We start from the raw sequence: 19,543 nt of genomic DNA on the forward strand, positions 1-19,543 counted from the left end.
CAAGTGTAAAACGTCATAATGAATTTCATTATGTGTTCACTCTTAAGACTTGATATTTTTTTGCGTCCGGAGACGCTGATATCAATCCTGCGAGTGCCCACACAGATTGTCTGATAAATTGTTAAAGAGCGTTGCGAACAGTGCTTTCGCTTCCTGCCGCGAGGTGGCGTATATTACGCTTTCCTCCTTCAGAGTCAACCACTTTTTCAGAAGTTTTCTCCGGCGATTCAGCTTCCTGAACCTTCTGACCCGGTGACCGTCAGGCCGTTGTTCCGTGTCAGTGGAGGCGCATTATAGGGAGTTTCTGACGGCTGACAACCCCTATTTTTAAAAAATTTTCCGACCGTTGTTTTTTTATGCAAAGCCGGGCTAAAGCGCCAGTTTTTCGAGCTTTTCGAAGCCATAACGCCGTAAAACGGGCATTAATTGTACTGCCTGTTCCGTCATTGCCAGACAAAAGGCCAGATTACTTTCTTCGGAGAAGACTTTTGGCGACTCATTTTCCAGCAGCCAGACGGTGCGACGCGCAATAGCCGCGCCAGAGTCGATTAATCGCGTGCCTTCAGGCAATACCTGTTGCAGTTCATCCGCTAATAAAGGGAAGTGCGTGCAGCCAAGCACCACCGTATCGGGCGGCTCTTTCATCCGCAGCCAGGGTTGCAGGATCTGCCTTACCTGCTCCAGCGGCACTTCTTTACCCTGTAGTTTGGCCTCCGCCAGCTCCACCAGCTCCGCAGAACCCAGCATTTCCGTTTTGCATTCACCGGCGAAGCGCTTAACCAGCTCATGGGTATAAGGACGCTTTACCGTTCCTCGCGTCGCCAGCAGGCCGACCACGCCGTTACGCGTTAAGCGCGCAGCAGGTTTAATCGCCGGCACCACGCCGACGACAGGAAAACTGAAACGTTCGCGCAGGGCAGGAAGCGTAACGGTGCTCGCCGAGTTGCAGGCGATGACTACCAGCGACAGCGGATAAAGGCGCGTAACGGCGGTCACAATTTCAAGCACGCGCTCAACAATAAAAGCTTCGCTTTTTTCACCGTAGGGAAAGGCGACGTTATCAAAGGTATAGATATAGTGCAGATCCGGCAGCAGCTGCCGGATCTCTTCACAGACGGAAAGCCCACCGACGCCGGAGTCAAACACCAGCACGGTGGGTCGCGGATTAGAAGGTGTAGCTGCCGCTGAGGTAATACTCCCTTCCTGGAGTTTGATAGCCATAAACTGTCTCGTAATCTTTATCAAACAGGTTGGCTATTCTACCACGAACGGTCAGCCGGGATGTGACCGGATACGAAACCGCGAGATCCCATAAGCTGACGCCGCCAAGCTTCACAATTTTGCCGCTGGCATCCTGTGAATACTCTTTATCGTAGCGCTGGCCCAGATAGTGATAGCTGAGCGACCAGTCGAAGGCATACAGGGTGTAATCAAGCTGATACTTCACCTGCTGTTTGGCGCGACGCAAGAGGATTTCATGGGTTTCACCGTTACGCGCATCCGTATAGTCATAGGAAAGCGTGTGGCTGACCGGGCCGGTATCAAACGACGCCGTGGTTTCCACGCCTTTAATCGTGGCTTTATTCACGTTGTAGTAGCTGCTGGTTACGCTGCTGTAGTCGATCAGACTATCGATATCGTTGCGATAGCCCGACACGTGCCAGGTAACCGGGCCGGTCAGGCCTTCGAAGCCCCCTTCCCACTGCTTGCTTTGCTCCGGATCGAGATCGCTGTTGCCGCCAAAGGAGCCGTAAAGCTGGCCGATGGTTGGCGCCTTAAAGGCCGTTCCGTAGCTGGCGATAACGCGATAGCCTTCTGCGAACTCCCATGCGCCGCTGGTTTGCCAGGTGTTATGCCAGCCAAACTCGGCATGATCGTCGCCGCGCACCGCGCCTTCCAGCGTCAGTGAACCGAACGCCTGCTGGGCTGTTGCATAAACGCCGGTATTTGTTACTTCGTGGCTGTCGGTAACGTAGGCCGTGCCGGGTTCGATGGTTTGCTTCTGCCAGTCGACGCCGCCGCTAACGCTGCCGTTGCCCACCACAATGTTGTTGCCCCATTGCAGATTGTACTGCTGCGAGTCGTCTAACGTAGCGGATCCATCATATCGTCCCAGGCCGGGGCTATAATTGTAGTCTTTAGAGTGGCTATAGCTGGCGACAAGCTGAGAAGAGTAAAGCCCGTTATTAAAGCGCAGGCCGCCATCCCACGTCTGGCTATAAAGCTGACGCGTATCGACATAGGTATCCGGCTTAACATAAGTAGCGTAACCATCGTAGGCCGTGCGGTTGTCGTAGCCGTAGCCCCGTACAAAACCGATGAACTCGTCATTGATCTGCTGTTCAATCGCGCCGTAAAGCGTTTTGCTCATAAAGCCATCGCGATCTTTCTGCCGCTCATTGCCTGAAGCATCCGGATAGTTCGCCACCACATCATACCCTTTGGTATAGGTGTAGTTGCCTGCCAGGGTCACGCGCGTGTTTTCCCCCAGCATCTGTTGCGTGGTGCCATCGTAGGCCTGATAGCCGTTTGAGCCGACCCCGGCTGTTAAGGTCGTGCCCGGTTTTTCCCGCCCGGTAATGATGTTAACCACGCCGCCAATCGCATCAGAGCCGTAGACGGCCGAGCGCGCGCCGCGCACGTATTCAATACGCTGCACCAGCGAGATCGGTATTTGGCTGAGGTCGGAAGAGCCGCTGATGCCGGCCTGATTCAGGCGAATGCCGTCAATCAGCACCAGCACGTGGCTGGAGTTAGTGCCGCGAATAAACAGCGAGGTTTGCTGCCCCATTCCGCCGTTTCGCGCGATATCCACGCCCGGCAGCCGACGCATCACATCGGCAACGCTTTTCGACTGCCAGCGATCTATCTCCTCGCGCGTGACGACCGTGGTGGGCGCAAGCACGGAGGAAACGGGTTGTGCAAAACGGTTTGCGGTGGTGACCAACGTGCTGTCGGCATCCTGCGCAAAGCCATATTGCGCCCAGAGAAAAAGTGCCGTAGCGCTAAAGGCGAACAGCTTCGGTTTCGTTATCATGGTGTCAGAGCATCCGGTAAATCATGCAGATGCCGCAGGCATACGAGAAAGAACGCGCTCGTAGGAGTTGCGACGTAATCACCGGCAGGTCTTCGGGCTCGGAATCATGAAACGGTGCAGACTTCCCGTCCAAAGACAGTGTCTGGCACCCACGACGACATTCCACACCGCTGCGCGTCAGCCCCAGCTTTGCACTGGATTCCCTTTTAACTTATTGAAAGGCCGGCAGCGCATTTTATGGTTAACCCATACAGAATTCCAGACGTCCGCGCGTCCAAACGATGCCATGACCGGACAACGCTGGACATTACGCGGCGGATGCCTACAATCGCAGGGCTTTTAAGGCCCTTAACCCAGGAATGACCATGACTCCCGAACAGCTGCCGATCGAACACTACGATGCCCAACTGGAAGAGAAAGTAGCCCGCCTGCAAACGCTGATGGTTCCTTTTACCGCACAGGACGTCGAAGTTTTTCGTTCGCCAGTCAGCCACTACCGTATGCGCGCTGAGTTCCGGATCTGGCACGACGGCGACGACCTCTACCATATTATTTTTGATCAGCAGACGCGCCAGCGTATCCGCGTTGACAGCTTTCCGGCGGCCAGCGAGCTGATTAACCAGCTGATGCCTCGCCTGATTGACGCCGTGCGCGATAAGCCGGTGCTGCGCCATAAGCTGTTCCAGATTGATTATCTCTCCACGCTGAGCAAGCAGATCGTGGTTTCCATGCTTTACCACCGCGCGCTGACGGATGAATGGCAGCAGGCGGCCACGGCGCTGCGTGACGAGCTGCGCGCGGAAGGCTTCGATCTGCATCTGATTGGTCGCGCCACCAAAACCAAAATCTGCCTGGATCGGGATTTTGTGGACGAGCGTTTACCGGTAGCCGGAAAAGAGCTGATCTATCGTCAGGTGGAGAACAGCTTTACCCAGCCGAATGCGGCGATGAACATTAAGATGCTGGAGTGGGCGCTGGACGTGACAAAAGACGCCAGCGGCGATTTGCTGGAACTCTACTGCGGCAACGGCAACTTCTCTTTAGCACTGGCGCGCAATTTCCGTCGCGTGCTGGCCACGGAGATCGCCAAACCGTCGGTCGCTTCCGCCCAGTACAATATTGCCATCAACAACATTGAAAACGTGCAGATTATCCGCATGGCGGCAGAAGAGTTTACCCAGGCGATGAACGGTACGCGCCAGTTTAATCGTCTGGAAGGCATCGATCTCAGCAGCTACGAGTGCGAAACTATCTTTGTCGATCCGCCGCGCAGCGGGCTGGATGAAGAGACGGTAAAAATGGTGCAGGCTTACCCGCGCATCCTTTATATTTCCTGCAACCCGCAGACGCTGTGCGACAATCTGGCCACGCTTTCCGCCACTCATGACGTCGAACGGCTGGCGCTGTTTGACCAGTTTCCCTATACCCATCATATGGAGTGCGGCGTTCTGCTGACGCGGCGCTAAACGCAAAAGAGCGATGCCGGGCATCGCTCTTTTTATTGCTGTTCGCATCTTCGGGCGTTAGCCGCCTCTGCGCGCCCGCAGCTTCAGACCAATCCAGAAGATTAGCGCGACCATCAAAATAGTCTGCACGAAGTTAGAACCGATTTCGGGATATTCCGCGCGGACGATAGCGCTGTAAACCAGAATGCCGAGCAGGAAAAACGCAGCGGCGAGAGAAGGCATGCCGTCCGGCATCGCGCGGTTAAGATAGCGCTGATGCAGGCACCAGGCGGAAAGGCCCAGCGCGATAAGTGGGAAAACGGAAAACGGCACTATCGAACCGAACAGCACCGAAAACGAGCCGTTAATGGATAGTCCGGTCAGAAAGGCCAGCAGCAGCGAGCCCTTGTCCCGGCCAGTCGCTAAACTCATCTCACTCTCCTAATCATGGGAGCCTGGCGACACCGCCAGCCGCTCCTGTTCGCGTCGATACCAGTAGTAAGCGCCTTTAGAGATCATCCGTAGCTGCAACACCAGCCGCTCTTCCAGCTGGCGCCGCTGCGCCACGTCAATATCCAGCGCCTCGGCCCCGGCGTTAAAGACAATAATGACCATCGCCTCCGCCTGCGCTTCGGTAAAGCTGCGCGGCATACGATTTTCAACTTCAAGATAGTCCGCCAGCTCGGCGATAAAATGCTGGATCTCACGGGCTACCGCGGCGCGAAACGCGGCCGAAGTGCCGGAACGTTCACGCAACAGCAGGCGGAAAGCGTTGGGATTATTGCCGATGAATTCCATAAATGTGGACACCGAGGTGCGGATAACGCTGCCGCCTTTGGCGATACGCTGACGCGCCTGGCGCATCAGCTGGCGCAGCATCAGGCCGCTCTCGTCCACCATTGTCAGCCCAAGCTCGTCAACGTCGCGAAAATGACGATAAAAGGAAGTGGGCGCGATGCCCGCTTCCCTGGCGACTTCCCGCAGGCTCAGGCTGGCAAAACTCCGCTCGGCACTCAGTTGGCTGAATGCCGCTTCGATCAGCGAACGCCGTGTCCGTTCTTTTTGCTGCGCTCTGACGCCCATGTTTGTGCCTGTTTTGCCTGCCAGATTTGCACTATATCAAACTTTTCAGCGTACAGCGGTATCAACTTTGTGTACGCCTGTTAACCCTTCGCTTTGTCAATAAATGGCAAATTGAACAGTTAAAATTGGGAACCCGCTCACGAGATGTTAGAATAAAGTTGAAAATTTGTATAAGAATATAGGACGTATTGGTATGCAACAGTCTTATGATTACGACGCCATCGTGATTGGTTCCGGCCCTGGCGGCGAAGGCGCGGCGATGGGCCTGGTTAAACAGGGCGCGCGCATTGCCGTTATCGAGCGTTATCACAATATCGGCGGCGGTTGTACCCATTGGGGAACCATTCCATCAAAAGCACTCCGCCACGCCGTCAGCCGCATTATCGAATTTAACCAGAATCCGCTTTACAGCGATCACACCCGCCTGCTGCGCTCGTCTTTTGCTGACATTCTGAACCATACGGAAAACGTTATCAGTCAGCAAACGCGGATGCGTCAGGGCTTTTACGAGCGCAACCGCTGCGAACTGTACCAGGGCGACGCCCGTTTCGTTGACGCCAACACTATCGAAATCGCCACGCACGACGGCAGCGTGGAAAGACTGACCGCTGAGAAATTTGTTATCGCCTGCGGCTCGCGTCCTTATCATCCGGTAGACGTGGACTTTACTCATCCGCGCATCTACGACAGCGATTCTATTCTTAACCTGCATCATGAGCCTGGCCACGTTATTATTTATGGCGCGGGCGTGATCGGCTGCGAATATGCTTCTATCTTCCGTGGGCTGAACGTAAAAGTTGATTTAATCAACACGCGCGATCATCTGCTGGCGTTCCTCGATCAGGAAATCTCAGATTCGCTTTCCTACCATTTCTGGAACAGCGGCGTGGTTATCCGCCATAACGAAGAGTTTGAGAAAATCGAAGGCGTCAGCGACGGCGTGATCATGCATCTGAAGTCCGGCAAAAAAGTGAAGGCCGACTGCCTGCTGTACGCCAACGGCCGTACCGGGAATACCGATGCGCTGGGGCTGGAAAACGTCGGGCTGGAAGCGGACGGCCGTGGCCTGCTGAAGGTCAACAGCATGTATCAGACCGCCCAGCCGCATATTTATGCCGTAGGCGATGTGATCGGCTATCCAAGCCTGGCTTCCGCCGCTTACGATCAGGGTCGCATTGCCGCTCAGGCGCTGATGAAAGGCGAAGCGAACGCGCATCTGATTGAGGATATCCCAACCGGTATTTATACCATTCCGGAAATCAGTTCGGTGGGTAAAACGGAGCAACAGCTGACGGCGATGAAAGTGCCTTACGAAGTGGGCCGGGCGCAGTTTAAGCATCTGGCACGCGCGCAAATCGTGGGGATGAACGTCGGCAGCCTGAAGATCCTTTTCCACCGTGAGACCAAAGAGATCCTGGGGATCCACTGCTTTGGCGAACGCGCTGCCGAGATCATTCATATCGGCCAGGCCATCATGGAGCAGAAAAACGGCGGCAACACGATCGAATACTTCGTGAATACCACCTTTAACTATCCCACCATGGCCGAAGCCTACCGCGTGGCCGCGCTGAACGGGTTAAACCGCCTGTTTTAACGCGCTGTTCATATAGCCCTGCATATGGGTGCGGATCGCCTCTGCCAGCTGCTCATAGCGGCCGCGCAGCGGCGAGCCGGGCCGGTACACCAGCGCGATGGTGCGCTGCGGTTCCGGCTTGTAGCACGGCAGATAGCAAACGCCGTCGCGCACGCGCTCTTTCGGTACGGCCAGCGCGGGCAGCAGCGTGATACCGCTGCCTGCCGCGACCATATTACGCAGGGTTTCCAGACTGGTGGCGCGGAAATGCGTGTCTTCGTCTGCCCCGGCCTGAAAGCAGAAGCCCATTGCCTGATCGCGCAGGCAGTGGCCGTCTTCCAGCATCAGCAGCTTCTCGCCAGAAAGATCCGACATCGGTACGCGATCGCGATCGCGCCACGGGTGGTCCTGATAGATCGCCAGCTTCATTGGCTCATCAAACAGCGGCACCTCGATAAAGGCTTCTGACTCTTTCACCAGGGCCAGGATCGCGCAGTCGAGCTTGCCGCTGTCCAGCTGCGCCAGCAGCTGCTGCGTTTGCGCCTCGTGCAGATACATTTCCAGCTTGGGAAAGGTTTTGTGCAGCGTCGGGATAATCTGCGGCAGCAGGTAAGGCCCCACTGTTGGGATCAGCCCGATATGCAGCGGCCCCGACATTGCCTCGCCCTGCTGGCTGGCCATCTCTTTCAGCACCTTGACTTCGCGCAGCACGGTGCGCGCCTGATCGACCAGCAACAGGCCAGCCTGAGTGAAAAGCACTTTACGGCTGGTGCGTTCTAACAGCATAACGCCCAGTTCATCTTCCAGCTTGCGGATCTGACCGCTGAGCGTAGGTTGACTGACGTGGCAGGAATCAGCTGCCCGTCGGAAATGCCGATGTTCAGCCAACGCTACCAGATACTCAAGATCGCGAATATTCATCTTTTCCTCCGAGCCACGATAGTTCATGGCGATAGATAGAATAGCAATCAACGATTAGCCCTATCAAGCCCGGATGATAATAATGTCACCCGTTCGAGAGATGAGTCACTTTTACCCCTAATCAAGAGGTAGTTTATGTTTGCAAGTCAGGAAGGTAAGTCAGTCCCGCAGGTCACTTTTCATACGCGTCAGGGCGACAGCTGGGTAGACGTCACGACTGATGAGCTGTTTAAAGACAAAACTGTCATCGTGTTCTCTTTGCCAGGCGCGTTTACGCCAACCTGTTCATCGAGCCATCTGCCACGCTATAACGAGCTGTCAGACGTTTTCAAAAAACACGGTGTGGACAATATTCTGTGCGTATCGGTCAATGACACCTTCGTTATGAACGCGTGGAAAGCCGATCAGCACGCTAACAACATCACATTCATTCCGGATGGCAACGGTGATTTTACTCGCGGCATGGAAATGCTGGTTGAGAAAGCGGATCTGGGCTTTGGCCCACGCTCATGGCGCTACTCCATGCTGGTTCGTAACGGCGTTGTAGAGAAAATGTTTGTTGAACCAAACAAGCCGGGCGACCCGTTTGAAGTGTCTGATGCCGACACCATGCTGCGCTATCTGGCACCGGAATTTAAGGTGCAGGAGTCTGTGTCGCTGTTCACCAAGCCGGGCTGCCCGTTCTGCGCTAAAGCCAAGCAGATGCTGTTGGATCGCGGCATTCAGTATGAAGAAATCGTGCTGGGCCAGGATGCCACCACCGTTAGCCTGCGCGCCGTAACCGGCCGTGCGACCGTTCCTCAGGTCTTTATCGGCGGACGCCACATCGGCGGCAGCGACGATCTGGAACAGTTCTTTTTAGCCTAAGAATTAAGAAGGCGAGCCATCGCCCGCCCTCTTATGTGCCTAAAAATAAAATATAAGTCGAAACCAGATTGGCGGGCCTGATGCCCGCCTTTTTTTGTTTACGCCAGGCGATTTTTCGCGTCGGTAATCGCAAGCGACACCTGGTGCGGCGAAACGCCGCCCTTCGCGTTACGCTTGTCCAGACAGGATTGCAGCGACAGGATCGGATAGACGTCTTCGCCAATCACCTTGCTGTACTGTTGCAGCTCTTCCAGCCTTAGCGCTTCCAGCGCCACGCCTTTGCCAATTGCCGCTACCACGACTTCGCCCACGATATGATGCGCTTCGCGGAACGGGACACCTTTAGCTACCAGATAGTCAGCCAGCTCGGTCGCATTGGCGTAGCCCTGCTCTGCCGCTTCCCGACAGCGCGGCCGCTTCACCTGAATGCCGTCCAGCACCAGCGCGGCCATATGCAGACAGTCGGACCAGGTATCCAGCGCGTCAAACAGCCCTTCTTTATCTTCCTGCATATCTTTGTTGTAGGCCAGCGGCAGGCCTTTCAGCGTCATCATCATGCCGGTCAGCGCGCCCTGCACGCGGCCGCACTTGCCGCGGATCAGCTCCAGCGCGTCCGGGTTTTTCTTCTGCGGCATCAGCGAAGAGCCGGAGGTAACCTTATCGGACAGCTCGACAAAGCCCGACTCGCCGGTATTGAAGAAAATCAGATCTTCGGCGAAGCGGGAAAGATGCACCATGCCGATAGAGGCGTCGGAAAGCAGCTCCAGCACGTGATCGCGGTCGGAAACGGTGTCCAGGCTGTTGCGCGTGGCGGAGGCGAAGCCCAGCCAGCCAGCCAGCTGCTCGCGGTCAATCTCGTAAGCCGTGCCGGCCAGCGCGCCGCAGCCCAGCGGGCTGACGTCCAGACGCTTCAGCGTATCCTGCAGGCGGCTTTCATCCCGCGCCAGCATCTCGACATAAGCCAGGCACCAGTGCGCAAAGGTCACCGGCTGCGCGCGCTGCAAATGGGTGTAGCCCGGCATGACCGCGTCCTGGTTCGCTTCTGCCGTGGCCACCAGCGCCTGCTGTAGCTGACGCGTGGCAATCAGCAGCTCGCCGATCTGCGCTTTGCACCAGAGTTTCAGATCGGTCGCGACCTGATCGTTACGGCTGCGGCCAGTATGCAGCTTTTTGCCGAGCGCGCCGACTTTCTCAATCAGCCTGCCTTCAACATAACTGTGAATATCTTCCGCATCGCTTTCCAGGATCTGCTGCGGATTAGCGCGCACCTCTTCAAGCAGCACGTTCAGCGCGGCTTCCAGCTGCTGCTGCTCTTCTGTAGTCAGAACATTGACCGTCACCAGCGCTTTGGACCAGGCTACGGACCCGACAATGTCCTGCTCTGCCAGACGATAGTCAAAGCGCAGCGAGTCATTAAACAGTTTGAAACGTTGATCTGCTGCCTGAGTAAACCGTCCACCCCAAAGTGCCATGTCAGTGCTCCATTAAATTCGTTGAGTTTTCTTTAAAAGGCGGCCTGCGCCGCCTTATTTCGCCAGGCTAAATACCGGCTTACTTTTTCTCGTTCAGCGCACGGATACGTGAAGAGAGCGAGAACAGACGGATAAAGCCGCCCGCGTGACGATGGTCGTACACTTCGTCTTCGCCGAAGGTCGCAAACTCTTCTGAATAGAGGCTGTTGGCGGACTTTTTCTGGATCGCCGTGACCTGACCTTTATAGAGCTGCAGCACCACTTCGCCGTTGACTTCTTCCGCCAGAGATTCGGCAGCGGCCTGAATGGATTTACGCAGCGGCGCGAACCAGCGGCCGTCGTAAACCACGTAGGACATCTCGTGGCCCAGCTGTTCGCGCCATTTGAAGCTGTCGCGATCCAGCACCAGCTGCTCAACCGCACGCAGCGCGTTGACCATAATGGTGCCGCCAGGGGTTTCGTAGCAGCCGCGAGACTTGATGCCCACCAGACGGTTTTCGACGATATCGATACGGCCTACGCCGTGTTTGGCGCCGATAACGTTCAGTTTTTCCAGGCAGCCGAACGGGCTTAGCGCTTCGCCGTTTACGGCAACCACGCGGCCTTTCTCTACCGATACCGTCACCTGCTCAGGCTGGTCCGGCGCTTCCAGCGGATCGACAGTCCAGACCCAGCAGTCTTTGTTTGGCGCATTCCACGGGCTTTCCAGCACGCCGCCTTCGGTAGAGATATGCCAGGCGTTTTCGTCGCGGCTGTAGATTTTTTCCAACGACGCGGTGGTCGGGATGTTGCGCTCTTTCAGATAATCCAGCAGCGCCTCACGGGAACGCAGGTTCCACTCGCGCCATGGCGCAACTACTTTCAGCTGTGGGGCCAGCGCGGTGTAGGTGGTTTCGAAACGCACCTGGTCGTTACCTTTACCGGTTGCGCCGTGGCACAGCGCGTCTGCGCCTACTTTCAGCGCCAGCTCAACCTGCGCTTTGGCGATAATAGGACGCGCCATCGACGTACCCAGCAGATAAGTCCCTTCATACAGCGCGCCGGTTTGCAGCACGGGATAGACGTAATCACTGATGAATTCTTCACGCAGATCCACTACGTGGCATTCGGAAGCGCCGGACTGCAACGCTTTCTGCTCAACGCCTTCCAGATCGCCGCGCTCCTGGCCGATATCGGCCACAAAAGCGACCACTTCACAGCCGCCGTAGTTCTCTTTCAGCCACGGAATAATCGCGGAGGTATCCAGACCGCCAGAGTAAGCCAGAACGATTTTTTTGATGCTTTTATCTTGCATTGTCTTTTCCTTGAACCGGTTAAGCGAGGATCCGGGTGCCAATCGACACGCCGTTAAATAGGGTTGGTAGCTGTTCGGCATGACGCCAGCTGGCGATATCAACCGGACGGCCCAGCGTGCGGGCGGCATCCAGCGCGGCGTTGACTTTAACAATCATGCCGTCGGTAATGATGCCCTGCGCGATCAGCTGTTCCGCCAGCGCCGTCGTCATCTCTTCGATGCGCTGGCCTTTGCCGTCAAGAATGCCGCTGACGTCGGAGAGCAGTACCAGATCGGCACCCAGCGTCGAGGCCAGCGCGGTGGCGGCCTGATCGGCGTTGACGTTCATCAGCTTGCCGTCTTCGGTGATGCCGATAGAGCTGATCACCGGCAGGTAGCCTGCTTCCAGCAGCGTGTTAATGAGGTTAGGATTGCCCGGCTTCGCCTGGCCCACATGGCCCAGCTCTTCATCAAAAGCCGCTACGTTGACGCTGCCGCCGTCGCCCAGGCACAGGCCAACGGCATCAATACCGTGTTTTTTCGACCAGGCCAGCAGCGTTTTATTGGCGGTACCCGCCAGCGCGCCGGTGATAATGTCGATCTGATCGGCTGGCGTGACGCGCAGGCCGTTTTTCTTTTTCACCGGCAGCGCCAGCTTCTTCATCAGCTCGTCGACCAGGCAGCCGCCGCCATGAACGATCAGCAGCGGACGCTGGTGGGTTTCGCGGTACGCAACCAGCGCGTCAAACAGGCGCGCCAGCGCCTCTTCGCTATCCAGCAACACGCCGCCGAGTTTAATAATTAAAGGATTGGTCATGGGCTTTCTCACTGATTAAATAAGCGACTGCGTTTCCGGGAAGCCGAAACGAATATTCATACACTGCACCGCCTGCGACGACGCGCCTTTCAACAGGTTATCTTCCGCTGAGACGATAATCGCGTGCTCGCCCTGCACGGCAAAGCCGATATCACAGAACGGCAGGCCAACCACGCCTTTGATCGACGGCACGCCTTTATCATAGACGCGCACCAGCGGCTTATCGTGATAGGCGTTATGGAAAGCTTCCGCCACGTCTTCACGCGTTACGCCCGCTTTCAGACGACAGGTGGTGGTGGCCAGAATGCCGCGCGGAAAGTTGCCCAGGTGCGGCGTGAAGATCACCGGCACGCCAAGATGCGCGGCGATTTCCGGCTGATGACGATGGGTGAAAATGCCATAAGGTTGCAGGCTGACCTCGCAGAAACTGGTGGCAACGGACGCTTTGCGTCCCGCGCCGCTGACGCCGCTGGTGGCGTTGATGACCGGCCACTGCGCCTCGTTCAGCAAATCCGCCGCAATCAGCGGCTTCAGCGCCAGCTGCGCGGCGGTCGGATAGCAGCCGGGCACGGCAATCAGCTGCGCTTCTTTTAGCTGGCTCTGCTGCCATTCGGCCAGGCCATATACGGCCTTTGCCAGCCACTCTTTATGCTGATGCGGGAAGCCGTAATAGTCGGTGAAGAAACTCTCTTCGTTGACGCGGAACGCCGCCGACAGATCGAACACCACGCAGCCGGCAGCCAGGAATTCAGGCGCCAGGTCATGACTGACTTCATGCGCCGTTGCCAGAAATACCACGTCCACTTTGTCGGCAAACGCCGCCGCGCTTGTCAGCGGCTGCAGCGGCATGTCCAGCATCCCTTTCAGCTGCGGATGCAGATCGGAAAGCAATTTTCCGGCGTCAGGGCTTTGCGCTGATACCGCTAAAGCGGTTATGTTCACCTGAGGGTGACGGTTCAGGTAGGTCGCAAGCTCTACGCCAGCATAGCCACTGGCACCAACAATCAGCGTATTTAACATCGGACACCTTATAACGGTCTCGGGTTTCGGGTGACGGCTTCACGCCGTATTCCCAGGCAGTTAGCGCCGGTTATGCAGGAAATCTGGTTTCCATCCCCACGCCATTAATGTATTTTTATTCACTATTAATGCATGAATATTGATACTATCCTAACGCAAGGACTGTCAACAGTGAAGACAAAATTACCGCCTTTTATTGAGCTTTACCGTGAGTTGATCGCCACGCCGTCCATCAGCGCCACCGACAGCGCGATGGATCAGAGTAATGAAGCTTTAATCAGTTTGCTGGCAGGCTGGTTCCGCGATATTGGCTTTGAGGTGGAAGTGCAGCCGGTTCCCGGCACGCGCCATAAATTTAATATGCTGGCCCGTACCGGTAGCGGCGCTGGTGGTCTGTTACTGGCCGGTCACAGCGACACCGTGCCGTTCGACGACGGTCGCTGGACGCGCGATCCCTTTACGTTAACTGAACACGATAACAAGCTGTATGGCCTGGGCACCGCCGATATGAAAGGTTTCTTCGCCTTTATCCTTGATGCGCTGCGCGATGTTGACGTGAAAAAGCTGGCGAAACCGCTCTACGTGCTGGCGACCGCCGATGAAGAAACCACGATGGCCGGCGCGAAATATTTCTCTGAAAATGCCACCGTGCGGCCCGACTGCGCCATTATCGGCGAGCCTACCTCGCTTCAGCCGGTGCGGGCGCACAAAGGCCATATGTCGAACGTGATCCGTATTGAAGGCCAGTCGGGCCACTCCAGCGATCCTTCGCGTGGCGTCAACGCCATTGAGCTGATGCATGAGTCCATCACCCAGCTGATGACGCTGCGCGACACGCTGAAAACGCGCTATCGCCACGACGGTTTTGCCATTCCTTATCCGACCATGAACTTTGGCCATATCAGCGGCGGCGATGCGGCAAATCGGATCTGCGCCTGCTGCGATCTGCATATGGATCTGCGGCCGTTACCGGGCCTGACGCTGAACGAGCTGGAAGGATTGATTAACGAGGCGCTGGCACCCGTCAGCGAACGCTGGCCGGGCCGCGTTAACGTCAGTCAGCTGCACCCGCCGATCCCCGGCTATGAATGCCCGGCCGATCACCGACTGGTTAAGGTGGTGGAAAAGCTGCTGGGCACGGAAACCAGCATTGTGAATTACTGCACCGAAGCGCCGTTTATTCAGGAACTGTGCCCGACGCTGGTGCTGGGGCCAGGTTCGATTAACCAGGCGCACCAGCCGGATGAATATCTCGATACCGCTTTTATTAAACCTACCCGCGAACTGATTACGCAGGTCGTGCAGCATTTTTGTTATCACTGAGTGAAACGCGGGGCATTTGGCCAGTAAAACGGCCTTTTACCCCGGCTTTATCATCTGTTTCTTGATAAGAATAACTTATCTCGCTGCGGCGCTGTTAAATTTCTTAAATTACCGCAAGTTAGCAGCAGGTTCGCACACGTTTAAGTCAATTGACGGATGGACGGGAACGTGGCTAGATAAAAGGCAATGTTATACCGGCGACGGTAGAGAGTGATAAAAATAACGGTCAGGGGTCATATGAACGAACAATATTCCGCAATGCGAAGTAATGTCAGTATGCTCGGCAAACTGCTCGGGGATACGATTAAGGATGCGCTTGGCGAGAACATCCTGGATCGGGTGGAAACCATCCGTAAGCTCTCCAAGTCCTCCCGCGCGGGAAACGACGCCCACCGTAAAGAGCTGCTTACCACGCTGCAAAACTTATCCAATGACGAACTGCTGCCGGTGGCGCGCGCCTTCAGCCAGTTTCTGAACCTGACCAACGTCGCCGAGCAGTACCACACCATATCGCCCAAGGGCGAAGGCGCTAATCACCAGGAGCTGCTGGCGAAAACCTTCGAGCGCCTGAAGCAGCAGCCCAACCTGACGGAAGCCAAAATTCGCGAGGCTATCGAATCGCTTTCTCTGGAGCTGGTGCTGACCGCACACCCGACGGAGATCACCCGTCGCACGCTGATCCACAAGCTGGTCGAGGTTAACAGCTGCCTGAAACAGCTGGATCATAACGATCTTTCTGACTACGACCGATCGCAGATTATGCGTCGTTTGCGCCAGCTGGTTGCGCAGGCCTGGCATACCGATGAAATCCGTAAATATCGCCCGACGCCGGTCGATGAAGCTAAATGGGGCTTTGCGGTGGTGGAAAACAGCCTGTGGGAAGGCGTCCCGGCCTTTCTGCGCGAGCTGTACGAGCAGGTGGAGGCGTCGTTTGGCGTTAAGCTGCCGGTGGATTTCGTGCCGGTGACCTTTACCTCCTGGATGGGCGGCGACCGCGACGGCAACCCGAACGTGACGGCTAAAATCACCCGCCACGTGCTGCAGCTAAGCCGCTGGAAAGCTACCGATCTGTTCCTGCGCGATATCGCCGTGCTGGTTTCCGAGCTGTCGATGTCGGAGTGTACGCCGGAAGTCCGCGAGCTGTGCGGCAACCCGGAGGCGCTGGAGCCTTACCGCGAAATCATGAAAAACCTGCGCGCCCAGCTGCTGACGACCCAGACATATCTGGAGCGCCGCCTGAAGGGCGAGCGGCCTGCACGTCCCGATAACCTGCTGATTTCCAACGACCAGCTGTGGGATCCGCTCTACGCCTGCTACCAGTCGTTGCAGGCCTGCGGCATGGGCATTATTGCCAACGGCCAGCTGCTGGACACGCTGCGCCGCATCAAGTGCTTCGGCGTGCCGCTGGTGCGTATCGATCTGCGCCAGGAAAGCACGCGCCATACCGACGCTATTGCAGAAGTCACCCGCTATTTAGGCCTGGGCGACTACGCCAGCTGGTCGGAAGCCGATAAACAGGCGTTTTTGATCAGCGAGCTGAGTTCTAAACGCCCGCTGCTGCCGCGTCAATGGGAGCCGAGCGCCGAGACGCAGGAGGTGCTGGATACCTGCCGCGTGGCGGCGGAGGTGCCGAAAGGTTCCATTGCCGCTTACGTAATCTCAATGGCGAAAACGCCTTCCGACGTGCTGGCGGTGCATCTGCTGCTCAAAGAGGCGGGTATTCCTTTCGCCATGCCGGTGGCACCGCTGTTTGAAACCCTGGATGACCTGAACAACGCCAACGACGTGATGCGTCAGCTGCTGGATATCGGCTGGTATCGCGGCTTTATCCAGGGTAAGCAGATGGTAATGATTGGCTACTCCGATTCGGCAAAAGACGCGGGCGTAATGGCCGCCAGCTGGGCGCAGTATCAGGCCCAGGATGCGCTGATTAAAACCTGCGAAAAAGCCGGTATTGCGCTGACGCTGTTCCACGGACGCGGCGGTACCATAGGCCGTGGCGGCGCACCGGCCCACGCAGCGCTGCTTTCCCAGCCGCCGGGCAGCCTGAAAGGCGGCCTGCGCGTGACCGAGCAGGGCGAAATGATCCGCTTTAAATACGGCCTGCCGGAAGTCACCATCAGCAGCCTGACGCTTTACACCGGCGCCATCCTGGAAGCCAACCTGCTGCCGCCGCCGGAACCGGAAGCGGCCTGGTGCGGCATTATGGATCAGCTTTCCGCCGACTCCTGCGAGATGTATCGTGGCTACGTGCGTGAAAACGCCGACTTCGTGCCCTATTTCCGGTCGGCTACGCCGGAACAGGAGCTGGGCAAACTGCCGCTGGGCTCCCGTCCGGCCAAGCGGCGCGCCAGCGGCGGCGTCGAGTCGCTGCGCGCGATACCGTGGATCTTTGCCTGGACGCAGAACCGCCTGATGTTGCCTGCCTGGCTGGGCGCGGGCGCGGCGCTACAAAAAGCGATGCAGGCGGGTCATCAGGATCGGCTGGAGGCGATGTGCCGCAACTGGCCGTTTTTCTCCACCCGTCTGGGGATGCTGGAAATGGTCTTTTCCAAAGCCGATCTCTGGCTGGCGGAATATTACGATCAGCGGCTGGTGGACCAGACGCTGTGGCCGCTGGGCAGGCAGCTGCGCGACCAGCTGGATTCCGATATCAAAGCGGTGTTGACCATCGCCAATGACGCGCATTTGATGGCCGACCAGCCGTGGATTGCCGAATCCATCGCGTTGCGTAACGTTTATACCGATCCGCTGAACGTGCTGCAGGCCGAGCTGCTGCACCGTTCCCGCCTGCAGGAAACCAATGGTGAAGAGCCGGATCCACGCGTTGAGCAGGCGCTGATGGTGACGATAGCCGGCGTCGCGGCGGGCATGCGTAATACGGGCTAACGGTACGGGGCGTTCATATCTGCCGGATATGAACGCCTTTCTGGTTTAACGGGCGACCAGGCGCACCAGAAGTTGACGACCCTGACGCCATACTTGTTGACCTCCTCTGTCACTTCCATTCTGTCCATCCCTCTTTCGCACTGTTCAGCCAGCCAGGCCCTGCTGCTGCAAAACTGTATCCAGCGGTTAAGGTGACGATCCTTAAGCCACAGCCCCATTTCACACCGGCCCGATTTGCCCCGGCTCGGGCCGGGAAAAGAAACGTCATACTCCGTCAGATAATGGAGGCTTTGATGGGGAAGATAGCGCACCAGAGCGGAGGGCAGCTGTAACGAGAACATGCCGATCATAAAGGCGCTACAGATAAAAAGTTTAGAGAGCTGTCGCAGCGTCAGGCGACGATGAAAAAAGATGACGGCCACCAGGGTAATGATCACGGCGGCGCCTACGCCGACTTCACCCGCTATCCAGAAAACGCTACCTGGATCGGCCAGATAAACGTTGCGCGAAAGACCAGACCAGTATGCCATCGCCACCAAAGGCACAACGGTAAAAAGGGCTACCAGTAAACAGCCTTTGATCCCCAGCCGCTTTATTTCCCCGATCGTGTTTTGCATGAGTTCTTCATGATCCCTGCCCTGGAAAGCAGTTATCATAAAAAAAATGCCGTCTCGCGTAAACGAAGCGACGGCTGGCTTTTACTTATCAGGCCGGCACGGCAACCGCCGGACGCACGCCCAGCGTGTGGCAAATGGCGTAGCTCATCTCCGCACGGTTCAGCGTATAGAAGTGGAAATCCTTCACGCCTTCGCGGCTGAGGATTTTCACCATATCCATCGCCACGTTGGCGCCCACCATTTTGCGGGTTTCCGGGTCGTCATCCAGCCCGGCGAACATGCTGGTCATCCAGCCCGGCACGCGCACATTGGTCAGCGTGGCAAAGTGCCGCAGCTGTTTGAAGTTGGAAACCGGCAGGATGCCGGGCACGATTTCCACGTCGATCCCGGCGATTACGCAGCGGTCGCGAAAGCGCAGATAGCTTTCCACATCGAAAAAGAACTGGGTGATAGCCCGGTTTGCGCCCGCATCAATTTTGCGCTTCAGGTTGATCAAATCCGACTGTGCGCTTTTGGCTTCCGGATGCACCTCGGGATAGGCGGCAACGGAGATATCGAAATCGCCCACTTCCTTTAACAATGCCACCAGATCCGCGCCGTACATTTCCGGCTTGCCGCCGCCCGCCGGTAAATCCCCGCGCAGCGCCACGATATGCCGAATGCCGCTATCCCAGTAATCCTGAGCGATAGCGCGCAGCTCGCTGCGGCTGGCGTCAATGCAGGTCAGGTGCGGCGCGGCTTCCAGCCCGGTGCGATCCTTAATACCTTTGATAATGCTGTGGGTGCGGTCACGCTCGCCGGAGTTCGCGCCGTAAGTAACCGAAACAAATTTCGGTTTCAGGCTGCCGAGACGATCGATAGAGCGCCACAAAGTCTGTTCCATTTCGCCGCTGCGCGGCGGAAAAAACTCAAACGAGACGTTAATCTGCCCGTTCAGTTCGGCCAGACTCTGGTTCAGTGCTTCGCGCTGGTTGGCGTGGAAAAAACTCATGGCTTACCTCATCGATCGCGGAAGAAAACGGCCCACCTTGAACTTCTATACGTTTAGACGTCCAGACATTCAAAATGACGGATCGGCGATTTTACGTCAACAGATAAATGATGCCGCAGCGTGACAAATTCTCAATAAAGTTGAATGAAATTCATGCAGGAAAAAGAAGTGAGGAAAATCAAGGGGCCGCCGCCATCGGGCCGAATGCACAGAGA

16 protein-coding genes and 1 riboswitch are annotated in these 19,543 nt (G+C 56.7%); of the genes, 5 read left to right on the top strand and 11 right to left on the bottom strand.

The features are described from left to right. Positions 1-369: 369 nt before the first annotated feature. Both murI and btuB read right to left on the bottom strand, forming a co-directional pair. Entirely contained in the window at positions 370-1,221 is an 852-nt protein-coding gene (gene murI / locus EGK14_RS18415) for a glutamate racemase (protein ID WP_125290550.1), read from the bottom strand. Continuing rightward, the gene (gene btuB / locus EGK14_RS18420) at positions 1,166-3,037 is read right to left on the bottom strand and encodes a TonB-dependent vitamin B12 receptor BtuB (protein ID WP_125290551.1); all 1,872 of its coding nucleotides are present in this window, start codon (positions 3,035-3,037) and stop codon (positions 1,166-1,168) included. The genes murI and btuB overlap by 56 nt, the downstream gene beginning before the upstream one ends. A gap of 65 nt (positions 3,038-3,102) precedes the next feature. Then, positions 3,103-3,279: riboswitch (cobalamin riboswitch) on the bottom strand. A 123-nt stretch (positions 3,280-3,402) separates the two neighbouring features. Between btuB and trmA the strand changes: the two genes are divergently transcribed. Then, on the top strand, positions 3,403-4,503 hold the full coding sequence (gene trmA / locus EGK14_RS18425; RefSeq protein WP_125290552.1) for a tRNA (uridine(54)-C5)-methyltransferase TrmA: 1,101 nt from the start codon (positions 3,403-3,405) through the stop codon (positions 4,501-4,503). 57 nt (positions 4,504-4,560) lie between these two features. Here trmA and EGK14_RS18430 read toward each other — a convergent pair whose 3' ends face one another. Next, positions 4,561-4,914, bottom strand: a complete 354-nt coding sequence (locus EGK14_RS18430) for a YijD family membrane protein (protein ID WP_125290553.1) — start codon at positions 4,912-4,914, stop codon at positions 4,561-4,563. Positions 4,915-4,923: 9 nt separating this feature from the next. Further along, on the bottom strand, positions 4,924-5,565 hold the full coding sequence (fabR, locus tag EGK14_RS18435) for an HTH-type transcriptional repressor FabR (protein WP_125290554.1): 642 nt from the start codon (positions 5,563-5,565) through the stop codon (positions 4,924-4,926). A gap of 193 nt (positions 5,566-5,758) precedes the next feature. On the opposite strand from fabR, the gene sthA reads away from it, so the two are divergent. Beyond that, the gene (gene sthA, locus EGK14_RS18440) at positions 5,759-7,159 is read left to right on the top strand and encodes a Si-specific NAD(P)(+) transhydrogenase (protein WP_125290555.1); all 1,401 of its coding nucleotides are present in this window, start codon (positions 5,759-5,761) and stop codon (positions 7,157-7,159) included. Here the strand turns inward: sthA and oxyR are convergent. Then, positions 7,142-8,059 carry a DNA-binding transcriptional regulator OxyR gene (gene oxyR, locus EGK14_RS18445; RefSeq protein WP_125290663.1) on the bottom strand — a complete coding sequence of 306 codons (918 nt, stop codon included), beginning with the start codon at positions 8,057-8,059 and terminating at the stop codon, positions 7,142-7,144. The two genes, sthA and oxyR, sit on opposite strands and share 18 nt — an antisense overlap. Before the next feature lie 135 nt (positions 8,060-8,194). Between oxyR and EGK14_RS18450 the strand changes: the two genes are divergently transcribed. Next, entirely contained in the window at positions 8,195-8,926 is a 732-nt protein-coding gene (locus EGK14_RS18450; RefSeq protein ID WP_125290556.1) for a glutathione peroxidase, read from the top strand. Positions 8,927-9,024: 98 nt separating this feature from the next. Here EGK14_RS18450 and argH read toward each other — a convergent pair whose 3' ends face one another. The 4 genes from argH to argC all read right to left on the bottom strand — a co-directional run bounded on the left by argH (position 9,025) and on the right by argC (position 13,508). Beyond that, positions 9,025-10,398 (bottom strand): argininosuccinate lyase, encoded by a 1,374-nt coding sequence (gene argH, locus EGK14_RS18455; RefSeq protein WP_125290557.1) that lies wholly within the window; start codon positions 10,396-10,398, stop codon positions 9,025-9,027. Positions 10,399-10,477: 79 nt separating this feature from the next. Next, positions 10,478-11,692, bottom strand: a complete 1,215-nt coding sequence (locus EGK14_RS18460; protein WP_125290558.1) for an argininosuccinate synthase — start codon at positions 11,690-11,692, stop codon at positions 10,478-10,480. Between the two features lie 19 nt (positions 11,693-11,711). Further along, positions 11,712-12,488, bottom strand: a complete 777-nt coding sequence (gene argB, locus EGK14_RS18465; RefSeq protein WP_125290559.1) for an acetylglutamate kinase — start codon at positions 12,486-12,488, stop codon at positions 11,712-11,714. Between the two features lie 15 nt (positions 12,489-12,503). Beyond that, positions 12,504-13,508, bottom strand: a complete 1,005-nt coding sequence (argC, locus tag EGK14_RS18470; RefSeq protein WP_125290560.1) for an N-acetyl-gamma-glutamyl-phosphate reductase — start codon at positions 13,506-13,508, stop codon at positions 12,504-12,506. A 171-nt stretch (positions 13,509-13,679) separates the two neighbouring features. On the opposite strand from argC, the gene argE reads away from it, so the two are divergent. Both argE and ppc read left to right on the top strand, forming a co-directional pair. Continuing rightward, positions 13,680-14,831, top strand: coding sequence for an acetylornithine deacetylase (gene argE, locus EGK14_RS18475; protein ID WP_125290561.1), 1,152 nt, complete (start codon positions 13,680-13,682; stop codon positions 14,829-14,831). A 237-nt stretch (positions 14,832-15,068) separates the two neighbouring features. Further along, complete coding sequence (gene ppc / locus EGK14_RS18480) at positions 15,069-17,720, top strand: phosphoenolpyruvate carboxylase (protein ID WP_125290562.1); 2,652 nt, start codon at positions 15,069-15,071, stop codon at positions 17,718-17,720. Here ppc and EGK14_RS18485 read toward each other — a convergent pair. Both EGK14_RS18485 and metF read right to left on the bottom strand, forming a co-directional pair. Beyond that, positions 17,717-18,337 carry a hypothetical protein gene (locus tag EGK14_RS18485; protein ID WP_125290563.1) on the bottom strand — a complete coding sequence of 207 codons (621 nt, stop codon included), beginning with the start codon at positions 18,335-18,337 and terminating at the stop codon, positions 17,717-17,719. The two genes, ppc and EGK14_RS18485, sit on opposite strands and share 4 nt — an antisense overlap. A gap of 88 nt (positions 18,338-18,425) precedes the next feature. Beyond that, entirely contained in the window at positions 18,426-19,328 is a 903-nt protein-coding gene (gene metF / locus EGK14_RS18490; RefSeq protein WP_125290564.1) for a methylenetetrahydrofolate reductase, read from the bottom strand. Positions 19,329-19,543 lie beyond the last annotated feature (215 nt).

This window comes from Erwinia sp. 198 (genome assembly GCF_003937915.1).
Taxonomy (GTDB): Bacteria; Pseudomonadota; Gammaproteobacteria; order Enterobacterales; family Enterobacteriaceae; genus Erwinia; species Erwinia aeris.